Genomic DNA, 13,736 nt, shown 5'->3' with positions numbered 1-13,736 from the left:
CGACACCTAGGCCAGCCCGTCGTACAGGCCCACCTGCTGCACGACCGTCGACACCGGCAATTCCTCGCAGCGGTCCTTGATGCCGGCTGTGTATTGCTTGAAGGCCTCGAGTTGCGTCACCGGATTGACATTGGCTTCGCTCATCGCGAAGTGCACGAAGCCTTGCCCGTCCGGCAGCTTGAGCGCCTGGTAGCGCACGCCGGCGGGCTTGTCGCGCGCGAGCTGCGCGAACACCGCCGCGATCAGCCGCTCGTTCTCCGCCACTGCCTCGGCCTTGACCTTGTAGCGAACCATCACTGTTCTCATCGTCGAACTCCTGGGTTGAACCGCACGGACCGTGCGTACAAGCCAAGACGATGCGCAAGGCGCAAACGATCCGGAAATATTTTTGCGAGGCACCGCATCCTTTGCGCGGCACGGAACGTCTTACTACCATGGACCGCATGAAAACCCCCGACCCGACCCTGCCCGACCCGGACTTCCCGCAGCTCATGGCCCAGCTGCGTGCGCGGCTGCACCGCTACTGCGCGCGCATGACGGGCTCCACGCTGGACGGCGAGGACGTGGTGCAGGACACGCTCATCAAGGCCAATGAACGCTACGACGCGGCGGCGGTGCAGAACGTGGAAGGCTGGCTCTTTCGCATCGCGCACAACGCGTCCATGGACTTCCTGCGGCAGCGCACTCGCGACCAGGCGGTGCTGGCCTGGGGTAAGGACGTGGAGGGCCTGCCCGGCGCGGGCGAGGAGGCCGACCGCCGCCATGTGGCGACGGCGGCGCTGCGCACCTTCATGCGCCTGCCGCCCGCGCAGCGCAGCGCGGTGATCCTGGCGGACGTGCTGGGCTACGCGCTGGAGGAGACGGCCGACGTGATGGCCACGACGGTGCCGGCCGTGAAGGCGGCGCTGCACCGCGGACGCACGCGCTTGAAGGAGCTCTCGCAACAGCCAGAGGACGCGGCCGCGCCTCCGCCCTTGACCGCGCAGGACCAGGCGTTGCTGGCGGCGTATGCGGAACGCTTCAACGCGAGGGACTTCGACGGGCTGCGCGAGATGCTCGCGGAAGAAGTGCGGCTGGACCTCGTGGCGCGCAGGAAGCCGATGCAGATGCGCGACGGCGAGTACTTCAGCCGCTATGCGATGACGCAGGGGCTGCGCGTGACGCCGATGAACGTGGAGGGCCGGCCCGGGCTGTGGGTGGACACGCAGGCCGAGGAAGGCGCGGGTGCGCCGGGGTATGCGGTGGTGCTGGCGTGGCAGGGCGGGAAGGTGACGGGGATCAGGGATTTCCGGTATGCGCGGTATGCGGGGGAGGGGTTGGCGTAGGCAGCGATGCGAAGAACGCGCGGATCGCATCCGGCATCTTTCCCTTGGGCGCCTTCTGCAGCTTGACCAGCAGCTCGTGCCGGCAGTCGAACACGTCGAAGCGGCGCTCCAGGTCGCGCTGGATGCGCGCGAGCAGGGCGGCGGCCACCTCGGCGTCCGCCATCGCGCGGTGGGCGCGGCCGGCAGAGGGCAAGTCATGAAACGCCGCCAGCGAGCCGAGCCGGAAGCTGCGCGCCTCGGGGTAGAGCCGCCGCGAGAGCAGCATGGTGCAGGCGAAGCGCGCGTGCCGGTTGGCGGGCGCGGCGTCGCAGCCCAGGCGCTCGAGCTCCGCCGCCCAGAAGCGCCTGTCGAAGGAGGCGTTGTGCGCCACCATCGGCGCGTCGCCCACGAAGCGGCTGGCCTGCGCCATCACGTCCGCGGCCGGCGGCGCGTCCTCGATCATCTCGTTGGTGATGCCGGTGAAGGACTCGATGAAGGCCGGGATGCGGACGCCCGCATTCATGAGGGACTGGAAGCGATCGACGACCCGGCCGCTGTCGTCCATGAGGACGATGGCGACCTCGGTGGCGCGGTCACCCATGGCGGGGGAGAGGCCGGTGGTTTCGAAGTCGAGGATGGCGGTGGGCATAGCGCGGAGTGTAGGTGGTTGTGGCCAGCATTCCGGTGCTTAACGATTGCCGTCTTTGCAATCAATGTCCAATGAGCGATTTGAATTCTGGCAGCGATATCCATCGCTTCCCTACAACCATTGCTCGATGAATGAGCCGGTGGCATGTTGCGCACAAGAGAGCCAGATCCTTGACGCTAGTTTGCGTTTCTCCAGACACTCCAAGTGGTCGGATGTGGTGTGCCTCAAATGCGGCCGGCGCCATACTCACATCCGGTAGAAGCGAGGCAGTCGTGCAAGCATCGCACCTGAGCGGCCCCAATTTCTGCCTCTTACCAAGTAGCTTGAAACGCATGTTCTTCGCCCGCTCCAGCCGACGATGCAAAACAACGGTGGCTCCGCCCTCAGCGAAGTGCTCGTCCTCGATGTCGGCTAGTTCGGCGCTGTGATTCGGAGGCAGGAGAGTCAACTGAGTACCAGCTTGGCGAATCTGCGCAGCCAATTCGTTCACCCTTGCCGGCTGGTCCCCCAGCTCTGCCCAAACTTCCCTGTCAATTGCCGAAACGTTCTTGAGGCCTTTCCCTGTCTGAACAGAGCGCAGGTTTCCAATCTTGAATGCGACACCAGCGGGATTTCGGAACGAACCTTTGCGCTTCTCGGGCGGATGCAAAGGCAAGCTGCGCAAAAACGCCGACAGCTCCTCAACCCGCGAATCACCCGCATCCAACGAATGACCTGCGCGCAAATACAGGTCTAACGCGAGGATGGTCTCATCTCTTGTCCAAAACCCGTTCCCGGGACCGCTGGTTACTGCCATAAACTTCTCCAACTACTAGGCCATTCTCAATTCGCCGGACGCGCCAGGCAAGCTCAATGAATTGCCAGATCCCCTTTTGTCCAAACCGTAGAGCGCAACGCACACGCGCTGCATACCCCCGATCTAACGGCGTCTCTCCTCAAGGCTGGTCCATTTTGGGTTGGTCAAACGGCCAGACCTTTGATCAACCGCCATAACTGCCCACTCCTTTTGGAAAATTTGTACCAGCGTCATGTGAGGACTCGGTTATCCCTCATAAAGTGCGCTCGGCTTGTTAACAGAAGCTTTTAAAGACAGAATGCGACGGGGAAACGATGTCGCTGCTAGCGACGCACTAAAGAATTACACGGTGAACAGTCGTGCTCACTGTTGGGACGAGATCGAAAGTCTTAGATACTTGCGCCAAGACCCATGTGCTGAAAGTCGAGCGGCCAACACTGCGCACATGTGATTCGGCAACCAGATCACCAGACTTACCTCAAAAAGAAATGACCCAACAAAAATCAGGAAGCGAGTTATTCATCGTCGACAACAGCGAGGACGACTGGAAGGTTGTCAACTACCTTCGCGAGTGGTGCTCAATCTCTTCGCGATTTGACATCGCCACAGGCTACTTCGAAATCGGGTCATTGCTCGCGCTTGACGGACAGTGGCAATCCCTTGAAGAGATCCGCATCCTGATGGGTGACGAGGTGACCAAGCGAACGCACAAGGCGCTTGTCGAAGGGTCGTCGAGGGTGCAGCGCCTGTTAGACGGCAGTATCGAGAACGAAAAGCTGAAGAACGACTTTCTGACTGGCGTGTCTGGGATCGTCGAAGCGATCAAGAGCGGCAAGATCAAGTGCCGGGTCTATGCCAAGAAGAAGTTCCACGCCAAGGCCTATATCACCCACTCCAAACTCGCGGTCGTCGGCTCCTCTGCTCTCGTCGGCTCGAGCAATTTCACCGCTCAGGGCCTGACTGCCAATGTCGAGTTGAACGTGCAGCTTCGTCGCGAAGTGGACCTGCTGCAAGAGTGGTTCGATAGGCACTGGGAAGACGCCGTCGACATCTCCGACGAGGTGCTGCAAGTCATTGAGCGCCATACGCGGCAATATCTGCCGTTCGAGGTGTATGCCAAAGCGTTGGAAGCCTACTTTCGCAACCACCAAGCAACCGCGGGCGAATGGGAGCAGGGCAAGTCGGCCATGTACGGCAAGCTCGACCAATACCAGCGCGACGGCTACGGTTCACTGCTGAAAATTGCCGGCAAGCATGGCGGCGCTTTCCTTTGCGATGGCGTCGGCTTGGGCAAGACATTCGTCGGTTTGATGTTGATCGAGCGCCTCATCGAGCACGACCGCAAGCGTGTCTTGCTAGTGGTGCCGAAGTCAGGCCGCGAACCGGTTTGGGAGTTCACGCTCAAGCGATATTTGCCGCACCTCTTCGGCGACTTCTCCAATCTCGTCATCATCAATCACACGGATCTACAGCGCGGGGGCGACTGGCCCGAAAAGCTGGCGGTCCTGAAAAGCAAAGCCGATGTGGTGATCGTCGATGAGGCTCACCACTTTCGCAACATCGGCGTCAAAGGTGAGGGTGAAACGGCTCCGTCCCGCCACTGGAAGCTCTTCGATCTGGCCGAAGACAAGCAGCTGTTCCTGCTGACCGCAACCCCGATCAACAATCGGCTGATCGATCTGCAGCATTTGATAGAGTTGTTCTCGCGCCGTCGGGCCGACCATTTCAAGGAAACGCTCGGCATCCACTCGCTGCCTGGCCACTTCCGAAAACTTGAAAAGGACCTCAGCAAGCGCGTCGGCGGTGACATGTCCACGCAAGCCGAGCTGCCCGAGTTCGAGGCTGCCGACCTTTTGGCTCACGATGACTTGTTTCGCGAACTCGTGGTCCAGCGTAGCCGGGCCTACGTCAAGCGTAGCCAGGAAGCCCAAGGCTCCAAGAATTCGGCAAGCTTTCCGAGTCGAACCGACCCGCAGGTGGCTGCGTACTCGGTGAAGAAGACATACGGCAACCTGCTGAAAAAGCTTGAAAAAGCATTTAACAAGAAGGAACCGCTGTTCGTGCTGCCGATGTACTACCCGCTGGGTTACCTAAAGAATCAGAAGGACATCGACCCCTTCGCATCGAACCGCCAGAAGCAGGTGGTAGCTCTAATCCGCACGCTGTTCCTCAAGCGTTTCGAGAGTTCAGCGCGTGCATTCGAGATGTCATGCCAGCAACTGATGTTGAAGGTGATGGCCTTCGTACAGAAGAACAGCACCACCAAGCACGAGAAGGACACCTACGAACGCTGGAAACGTCGTCACGATGAACTTCTTGGCCTGGTCGATACCCGTCAAAAGGCGCTCTTCGGCGTGATCGACGATGAGGATGTCGATGAGGATGTCGTGCCCGACGAGCTGCTGGAAGCTGCCGCGGAACTGGATCGCGATGAGTACGACGTTCCTCAAATGCTCGCGGAATCGCTTCAAGACTTGGACCAGCTTGCCGACTTTCTCACCGAGTTGCGCCAGTTCGAGCCCAAGCACGACGACAAGCTTCGCGCCTTGATCGACCTGCTGAAGAAGGATTCGGTCCTCAAAAAGCACAAGGTGATGATCTTCAGCGAGTTCATGGCAACGGCTCGCTATCTAGCGAAAGAGCTGGAGGCCGCGGGCATCCAGGGTATCGACCAGATCGACTCGGCCACCAAGACCAGCCGCAGCGACGTGATCCGCCAGTTCGCGCCCTACTACAACGGCATGAGCAGTCCCGAACTCGCGAAACAAGGAAGGCGAGAGACGAGAGTTCTGATTGCCACGGACGTGCTGTCCGAAGGCCTGAACCTCCAAGACGCTACACGCTTGATCAACTATGACCTGCACTGGAATCCGGTACGCCTGATGCAACGCATCGGCCGGGTCGACCGACGCTTGAATCCGGAGATCGAAAAGCAGATCGTGAAAGATCACCCAGAAGTAAAGGAACTGCGCGGCACGGTAGCGTACTGGAACTTCCTGCCTCCGGACGAGCTCGACAGCCTGCTAGCGTTGTATAGCAAAGTGTCGCACAAGACCTTGGTCATCTCCAAGGCTCTGGGCATTGAGGGCAAGAAGCTATTGACGCCGGATGACGACTACGAAGCCTTGAAGGACTTCAACCACCAGTACGAAGGCGCTCCAAGCCCGCTAGAGAACATGCACCTGGCGTACCAGGCATTGCTGCGAGCGCATCCAGACTTACCGGAGCGCTTGCAAGCGCTTCCCGGTCGAGTGTTCTCCGGGAAGCAGCACCTCAAACCTGGTACCCGCGCTGTGTTCTTCTGCTTCGGCCTACCCGGACGCGACCCCGCCAAGACAGATGCTGAACTCGACGCGGACGCCTGGACGTTAGAAGCCGGTACGAATCAATGGCTGATGTACGACGTTGAGGCCGACAAACCCGACACTGATGCATCGGCCATTGACCGAGCGATCGCCTGCACGCCAGAGACACCACGGCACACCGTGATCACTCAGACAACGTTGTCTGAGGTTCGGGTCAAGGCCGAGAAGTATTTGAAGAATGGCCACTTCCGTCAAGTGCAAGCACCTGCCGGCGTCGGCCCCAGCCTCATCGCATGGATGGAGCTGAACTGAGATTCGTCTCTCTCCGCACAACAAGAATCATCAACACACAGGGACTCACCACATGGCAACCCGCGTCGCACCGCAAGACCCGCTGATCGAACGTCTTCGTAGCGCCACCAGCATTACGTCGTTGGTGCGCTACCTGCATGACGAGCTGAACTGGCCGGTGGACCTGGAAGCAATCGACGATGCGTTCTACGACTACGAGCCCGAGGAACTGGGCATCAAGCCCGAGCACCAGGTGGCCATCAAGACCATCAAGCAGTTGCGTCCGCTCACCAGTGGACAGCCCTGGGGCATCTTCTTCGTCGAGTTCGACAAGCAACGCCTGCCTATGGTGGTGCTGCGGCGTGTCCTGCAAGGCCTGTCTCTGCGCAATCGCGAGAAGGACAAGGGCCGCCAGCGTTGGCATGCCCAAGACCTGCTGTTCATCTCTAGCTTCGGCCCCGCCAACGACCGCGAAATCGCGCTGGCGCACTTCACCGATGAGTCGGACCGAGGTGACCTGCCCACACTGCGTGTGCTGGGCTGGGACGGCGCCGACACCAACCTGGCCTTAGCAGGTGTTGCCAACACGATGCGCGATCACCTGCGCTGGCCGCCAGACGGCGACACCCCGCAGGGTCAGCAACGCTGGCGCCAGCGGTGGTCTTCGGCCTTTCGCCTGCGCTACCGAGAGGCTGTCACCACGGCAAAGGACTTGGCACTGGCCCTGGCTTACCTGGCCCGGGCGATCCGAACCCGCGCTAATGAGGTTCTCGCAGTCGAGGGCCCGTCCGGGCCGTTGACAGCGCTGTACCAGGCGTTCAAGGCCAACCTGATGGCCGACCTGACGCACGACCGCTTCGCGGACATGTACGCCCAGACCATCACCTATGGCCTGTTTGCAGCACGCGTCTCGCGCAGCAGCGGGGGGCTGGTGGCCGACGACGCGGCGCTGATGATTCCTAGCACCAACCCCTTCCTGCAGGACCTGCTCCAGGACTTCCTGGCCGCATCCGGCCGCAGCCGCATGAAAGGGCGCGCGCGCGGAACGGGCATCGACTTCGATGAACTCGGTGTCAATGCCGTGGTGGAACAACTGCGGCAGGCGCCGATGGATGCCGTGCTGGTCAGCTTCAACAACGCCCGCCCCGGTGACGACCCCGTCATCCATTTCTACGAAGACTTTCTGACGGCTTATGACAACGCCATGCGCGTGGAGCGCGGGGTCTTCTATACCCCAAAGCCTGTCGTGCAGTTCATCGTGCGCAGCGTGCACGAGGTGCTGCAGAACGAGTTCGGCATCGAAGACGGGCTGGCCAGCACCATCACTTGGGGCGAGATGCTGCGCCGCAAACCTGGCTTGGAACTACCAGCCGGCACGTTGGCGGAGAGCGCCTTCGTCCAAATACTGGACCCGGCGGTGGGCACCGCCACCTTCCTCGTTGAGTTCATCGACCTGATCCATCGCCACATGTTGGTCAAGTGGCAGAAAGCGGGGCAAAGCAAGGCGCAGCAACTGGAGTTATGGAACACGTACGTTCGTGACCATCTACTGACCCGCATGCACGGCTTCGAATTGATGATGGCCCCTTACGCAATCGCGCACATGAAGCTTGGGCTCAAGCTGGCGGACACTGGCTATCGCTTCCCTGAAGGTGGTCCCCGTGTGCGGGTTTTCTTGACCAACTCGCTGCAGCCTGCCACTGACGTTCAGCCGCAGTTTGAGTTGATGGCGCCAATGCTGGCACATGAGGCACGGGCGGCTAATGCGGTAAAGCAGCATCTAGCGACGACCGTGGTGATTGGGAATCCTCCGTATTCTGGGCACTCGGTGAACAACAACGTGGCTGAGGCTGTCGAGGCTGTCCATGACTACAGACGCGGCTACCCTGACCTTCAGAAGCCAGGGCAGGCGAAGTGGCTGCAAAACGATTACGTGAAGTTCATTCGCTTCGCAGAGCAGCGAGTTGTTCAGGCACGCGCGGGGGTGCTGGGCTTCATCACTGACCACTCGTATCTCGATAACCCGACCTTCAAGGGCATGCGCCGGCACTTAATGGACACCTTCGGTGCAATTTGGGTTGTTGACTTGCACGGTAATAGCAAGAAGAAGGAGAAGGCGGAGGACGGTTCCAAAGATGAGAACGTCTTCGACATCACTCAAGGCGCCGCGGTGGCGTTATACGCGCGTTGCTCTGGGCTCGCATCGGCAGTTCGTAGCCTGGATGTGCTGGGTATGCGCAGCAGCAAGTACGAGCGCCTAGCCACAATGTCGCTCCATGGGGAAAAGCCCGAGACTCTCGAACCGAACGCACCGTTCTGGCTATTCAAGCCCCAAGCGCAGGTGGGCCGCGCGGAATACGAAGCGGGTTGGGGACTACCGACAATCTTCAGTCCGAACGGTGATCCTGCTCCTGGAATCGTTACGACACACGACGAGTTTGCAATCTCTTGGGATGCCAAAAACGCCCGCCAAAAAGTTGAAGCCTTGCTCGCAACGCGATCTGAAGATGAGGCTAGGCAGCTCTTTCAGCTTTGCACACAGAGCCAATGGAGCTATGACCGGGCGAAGCGAGAACTTGCAACCGGGGCATGGAAGCGCCGCATAGTCCCTGTGCTATATCGCCCGTTTGATGACCGGGTCACTATCTATGACAGCAACGTGGCTGTACACCGCCGTGAGCGCGCCACCGCTCACTTCTTGGCCGGGCCGAACGTGGGAATCTCCGTCCCCCGGGCGACTGAAATTCCCGGGATCTACCAGCACGTTTTCTGTTCCACAAAGATTACGCAGCATCACACCGTCTCACTCAAGGAAGTGAACTACATATTCCCGCTCTGGCTGTATCACCCAGACGGTGACCGACGGGACTTACACGAGACTGATCTCGTTTCCGCCCTTCCGAACCGCTCACCAAACCTTGACGTCCGGTTCATCCGCTCGCTTCGCGATGCGATGGGTTTGACTGATTTTGACTGGCATGCTGAAAAGCAAGGCGCCGCGTTGAACGCAGAAAAGGTCTTTCAGTATCTCTATGCCGTTCTGCACAGCCCAAGCTATCGACAGCGCTACGGTCAGTTCTTGAAGGGTGACTTCCCGCGCATTCCGATTCCGGCTTCGCGTACCGCATTTGATGATCTGTCGCGATTGGGAAAACAATTGCTTGAATGGCATTCGCTAACGCATCCCGTTGCGCTGGCGATTACGCGAAACGAGCAGCCAAGAGGTACAGATCTACCGAGCTTCTTTGGCAACGCCAGGGCCCTGGACCAGGTTGGCGAGAAGAGCCGTGGCCTCGCGGACATTCGTGCAACGAAGGACGGTCCAGTTGGTAAGGTTCGGATTAGTACGACCAGCGGATTCGACGGAGTGCTTGAATCAGTCTGGCAACACAGCGTCGGCGGCTACCAAGTTCTCCATAAGTGGCTGGACGACCGCCGGAAGGCGAGCCGCTCACTGAGCGACGAAGACATCGCTCACTGGCGGCGGATCTATGCCTCACTGCAAGCGACGCAAGGGTTGATGGACCAGGTGGATGCGGTGGTCGAGCGCCACGGAGGTTGGCCTAAGGGCGCAGGCGAAGGCGGCGCTTTCAGTTTGAACCACCGGCCGCCCAGCGCAGAGGTGCTGGCCGCTCAGGCAGCGGCGCGCCCGCGTGCCCGTCGCCGCGCCGCCCAGCCCGGGCAGCAATCATTCCTGGACGCCGACGAAGAGCCCGAGCCCGCACAGAAGCGCGCTGCAAGACAGCCGAAATCGCCGCCGGCGAGTCACGGCGGTGCCGGTGAGTCAGACCTGGAGGATGGCGCCGCGATGTGCGCCTTGCGTGCCGCGCTGTCTGACGCGGGCAACCCACTCTCTCGCGATGCGTTGATCCGCCAAGCGGCCCGCGCGCTCGGCCACCAGCGAATGAGCAACTCCATCGCCGCTGTCCTGGATGACGCCATTAGACGTGCAGTTCGCCGTGGCATCGCCGAGAACAGGGGTGGCGCGCTTGGCCTGCTCGTGCGCGACATCGATCGCTATGAGCGCGATCATCTCAAATCACAGCTGCTCGCAGCGCTGCGTTCGCAACGTGGTTGGGTGGAAAAGGCTGACGTGCCCAAGGTCTTGGCCCGGTGGTTGGGCTACGCACGCACGGGGGCCAAGATCTCCGAGGCCACCGAGTCTCTGTTGCGCTCCCTTGCCCGTAGCGGTCAGCTCGAACTGACTGCCGACGGCATTCGCGTTGCTAAGACTTGACTATGGCAAACAGATCGCCCGAACAGGATCTCATAGATGACTTCGTTCGCCGGCTGCGCAAGGACCTGCGAGATCGTCCTCTGGCCCGGCGCCGAGAGGCAATTGGTCAAGGACCTGGGGCTTAGCGTCGCCGAGCAGTTCGGCATGCGCCGGAAGCGATGGGTCTGGCGCCTGCCGTCACGACGCACATGAAGCCGGCACCATAAACAACCGTTAAAGGCGAGCACATGACAGCGACATCACCCATCAAACTGCGCCAAAACATCCTGGCCGCCAAGGCCGAGATCGAGTCGGTACGCCAGTTGTTGCTGGCTAACGAGAAAGAGCGCCACCTCGCGCTGGGCTACGAGTGCGTCCGCACCGCCACCCAGTTGCAGGACCTGCTTGAAAAGCAAGCGGTGCCCAGTGAGTACCGCGTTGCGGTGGTGGGCCGTTTCAAGGCCGGCAAGTCGTCGTTCGTGAATGAGCTGCTGGGCCGAAAGCTGGCAGGAGAGGAAACGAACCCCGAGACCGCAGCGGTCACCACCTTCCGCTATGGGTCCGACGTGCGGGCGCGCGTCAACTTTCTGTCGCGTGAGCAGTGGCTGGGCCTCAAGCTGCTGCATGCGGACAACCCCAAAGACCTTGAGGCCCATCGGATCACCAACTGGCTGCGCTTTCCGACCCGCAAGCCGGATGGCGGTGCCGACAAGCCCGAGATCTTTGACGACGCACGGCTCGCGGCGCTTGAGCGCGAATACCTGGGCGACGGGGGCAAGTTTGTTGAGCTCGGCGTGTCCGATCTGAATGACCGAAAGGCAGTCATCGCGTTTCGCAAGGAACTGAAGCAGTTCACCACAGGTTCGCGCCCGCACCACTGCTTGGTCGAGCGCATCGAGATCACTGTGCCGTCGCCCCTGCTAGAGCAGGGAATCCTCCTGATCGACACACCTGGCCTGGGCGACACCGAACGCTTCCGTGTCGCGCTCACCGAGCAAATCGTGAAAGACGTGGACGCAGTTCTGTTCCTCACCAAGTCGGGACCCGCGTTCGACCAATCAGAGAAGGATTTTCTGCTTTCGTTGTTGCGGCGAGGCTCGGTTAAGCAGCTTGTTTTCGTGGTGACACAGGTCGATCAGACCTACGAGCAGCACGTGAACGCCGCCAAGAGCGACGATGAGGAGCCCGAGCCGATTCAGATGCGCATTGATCGCGAGCGCCGACGGTTACGTGCAGAGCTCGATTCGACACTCATGGCCCTGGGCCAAGGTTCCGAGGATTCACCCGCGCTCGAACGCTACCGCGAGCAGCTGGGAGAGATTGAGCTGGTGTTCACCTCGGCCATCAATCACCGCAAGGCCAACGGCGGCGAGGAAGTTCACTTCCCTCTGCATCCGGCCGACCCTGGCGGCATGCTGGATATGCAAGAAAAGCTGATGCAGATTCTCTCGTCGGAGTCGCGGTTGGCCCATGTGGCCCGAGCCCTGCGGTCGGGTGCGGCAAGCGAGATCGAGCAGATGCTGCGTGTCATCGAGGCGCGCCGCGCTGCCGTGCAGAGCGTAAAGGACAAGGAGGTAGCCGAGCAGAAGCTCGGCGAGTTTCGTCGTCTATTTGGTGAAGCGGGCGATGCGTTTTCGCGAACAGTCAGCGAAGACGCGGAGCTATTGAAGCGGTCGATCGACGGGGGTGTGAAGCTTGCCGAGGCGCGCATTGATGCCATCGTTATGTCGGCTGACAAGGTGCTGGGTGATTTCGAATCTGACGATGCAGGCCGCCACTGGCGCACGCGGCGCAGCGGAACTTGGGGCTACATGCATGGCCTGCAGACCAAGGTGGCGAACGCCATATTTCCGCGTGTCGCGGGGCTGCTGGGTGAGCAACAGGCCGAGTTCTCGAACTTCGTTGAGAAGTTTGATGCCCACCTTGCTGGCTTGGCTGATCGCAGTGCGCGGATCAGCGAGCAGGTGGATGTCGGCGCGGAGATCAGGGTCGATGTGGCGGCTCGCCTTCGGGACTTCTTGACGCGCTCGCTCGAAGCGCTTCAGGGCCTGATCGAGGCTGAGGAGGCGAAGATCATCCAACTGCTGGAGGACTTCGTGACCGATGATGTGTCGGAGCGCATTTCATCTGCCCGCGGGGCCGTTTCTGGCGTCTGGGGAAGCGGGACGACCATCGGTCAGACGCGGGAGGTGAAGGCCTTCTACGCGCAGGTGCGTGCCATCCTGGCGACGGCGCTTGAAGGACACTTGCGCGCGAAGCACCGTGAGCATGGCGAGATTCTGATTGGCCGTGCTGGCGAACTGCCGGACAAAGCGCTGAGCGAGGTTAAAGCCGAACTGGAGCGAATCGGCAAGGACATCACTGCAGCGGCCGAAGCCGCTTCCAGCGGGCAGAAGGTCGCGTTTGAAGGACTGGCCAGCAACCTGGCGAGCGCGCTGGAAAAGGCTTCCGAAAAGATTGCGATCTTGTTCGGTAGTGAGCCGGAGGTCGTCAGCGAAGCCGCGCGAGCGCCAACGGTGCCCAATGTGACCCCCACGAGAACTCCGCCTGACGTGCCTTCAGCCATTGCGGCGCCCGTGGTCTTGGCATCGGTGCCGCCCCCGATGGCTGAGCCAGCGCCGGTCATGGTCGCCGGTCCACCGTCGGCGTCGGAATGGGAGCAGATTCAGGCCGCCGCATCGCTTGTGTTTCAGCAGTTTCGCTTGCAGCCGGAGGAGAGCAACTGGGGTTGGGGCAAGATCTTCGGCGCCAAGTACCTTAGGGGAGCCACTCACGCGCTGTTGATCGACCCGTACCTTGACTTGCCCCATCAGCGGCGCAACCTGCAAGAGGTCGTCCAGTGGCTTTGCGACACTGGGCCCGTTAAGTCGATTCGCATCATCACTGGGCATCGCGATGCCCTGGAGACCGCGGAGGGTGACCAGCATCTACGCCTGATTGCCGAGCAGCTTGCTGGGCAGGGTGTCGATCTGAACTGGGAGCGTGATCGCAACGAGCACGACCGATTTCTCATGCTCGACAACGGCATCGTCTTCAAACTGGGTAAGGGTTTGGACATCTATCGCGCCACACAAGGACTCGGCGTCAACAACCCGATTTATCGACGCATCAAGAGCCGAACCACGATCGACGTGATGGGCCCGCGCAAGGACGACCTGGTGGGTCGAGGCTGAGC

7 protein-coding genes are annotated in these 13,736 nt (G+C 60.8%); 4 read left to right on the top strand and 3 right to left on the bottom strand.

Translation table 11 applies throughout. The annotated features are described in order from the left end of the window. Positions 1-6 precede the first annotated feature (6 nt). Positions 7-306: a hypothetical protein gene (locus I5803_RS13325; RefSeq protein ID WP_196986828.1), complete on the bottom strand. Its 300-nt coding sequence runs from the start codon at positions 304-306 to the stop codon at positions 7-9. A 137-nt stretch (positions 307-443) separates the two neighbouring features. On the opposite strand from I5803_RS13325, the gene I5803_RS13320 reads away from it, so the two are divergent. After that, positions 444-1,325, top strand: coding sequence for a sigma-70 family RNA polymerase sigma factor (locus I5803_RS13320; RefSeq protein ID WP_231402415.1), 882 nt, complete (start codon positions 444-446; stop codon positions 1,323-1,325). Here the strand turns inward: I5803_RS13320 and I5803_RS13315 are convergent. Together I5803_RS13315 and I5803_RS13310 are read right to left on the bottom strand one after the other, a co-directional pair. Then, a complete protein-coding gene (locus tag I5803_RS13315; RefSeq protein WP_196986826.1) occupies positions 1,279-1,953 on the bottom strand; it encodes a 3'-5' exonuclease in 675 nt (224 codons plus the stop codon). The two genes, I5803_RS13320 and I5803_RS13315, sit on opposite strands and share 47 nt — an antisense overlap. Positions 1,954-2,014: 61 nt before the next feature. Continuing rightward, a complete protein-coding gene (locus tag I5803_RS13310; RefSeq protein WP_196986825.1) occupies positions 2,015-2,749 on the bottom strand; it encodes an HNH endonuclease in 735 nt (244 codons plus the stop codon). A 488-nt stretch (positions 2,750-3,237) separates the two neighbouring features. Here I5803_RS13310 and I5803_RS13305 point away from each other — a divergent pair, with 488 nt between their 5' ends. From I5803_RS13305 to I5803_RS13295, 3 genes are all read left to right on the top strand, one after another. After that, on the top strand, positions 3,238-6,366 hold the full coding sequence (locus tag I5803_RS13305) for a helicase-related protein (RefSeq protein WP_196986824.1): 3,129 nt from the start codon (positions 3,238-3,240) through the stop codon (positions 6,364-6,366). A gap of 52 nt (positions 6,367-6,418) precedes the next feature. Continuing rightward, entirely contained in the window at positions 6,419-10,582 is a 4,164-nt protein-coding gene (locus I5803_RS13300; RefSeq protein ID WP_196986823.1) for a type ISP restriction/modification enzyme, read from the top strand. A 227-nt stretch (positions 10,583-10,809) separates the two neighbouring features. Beyond that, positions 10,810-13,734, top strand: coding sequence for a dynamin family protein (locus I5803_RS13295; RefSeq protein ID WP_196986822.1), 2,925 nt, complete (start codon positions 10,810-10,812; stop codon positions 13,732-13,734). Positions 13,735-13,736: the final 2 nt, after the last annotated feature.

It is taken from the genome of Caenimonas aquaedulcis (genome assembly GCF_015831345.1).
In the GTDB taxonomy this organism is placed as follows: domain Bacteria; phylum Pseudomonadota; class Gammaproteobacteria; order Burkholderiales; family Burkholderiaceae_C; genus Ramlibacter; species Ramlibacter aquaedulcis.
This window is presented reverse-complemented; position numbering and strand designations above follow the sequence as displayed.

Excerpts from the sequence above, each read along its gene's own strand:
- I5803_RS13310 (WP_196986825.1), bottom strand. The coding sequence starts at position 2,749 with ATGGCAGTAACCAGCGGTCCCGGGAACGGGTTTTGGACAAGAGATGAG.
- I5803_RS13320 (WP_231402415.1), top strand. The coding sequence starts at position 444 with ATGAAAACCCCCGACCCGACCCTGCCCGACCCGGACTTCCCGCAGCTC.
- I5803_RS13300 (WP_196986823.1), top strand. The coding sequence starts at position 6,419 with ATGGCAACCCGCGTCGCACCGCAAGACCCGCTGATCGAACGTCTTCGT.
- I5803_RS13305 (WP_196986824.1), top strand. The coding sequence starts at position 3,238 with ATGACCCAACAAAAATCAGGAAGCGAGTTATTCATCGTCGACAACAGC.
- I5803_RS13295 (WP_196986822.1), top strand. The coding sequence starts at position 10,810 with ATGACAGCGACATCACCCATCAAACTGCGCCAAAACATCCTGGCCGCC.
- I5803_RS13325 (WP_196986828.1), bottom strand. The coding sequence starts at position 306 with ATGAGAACAGTGATGGTTCGCTACAAGGTCAAGGCCGAGGCAGTGGCG.
- I5803_RS13315 (WP_196986826.1), bottom strand. The coding sequence starts at position 1,953 with ATGCCCACCGCCATCCTCGACTTCGAAACCACCGGCCTCTCCCCCGCC.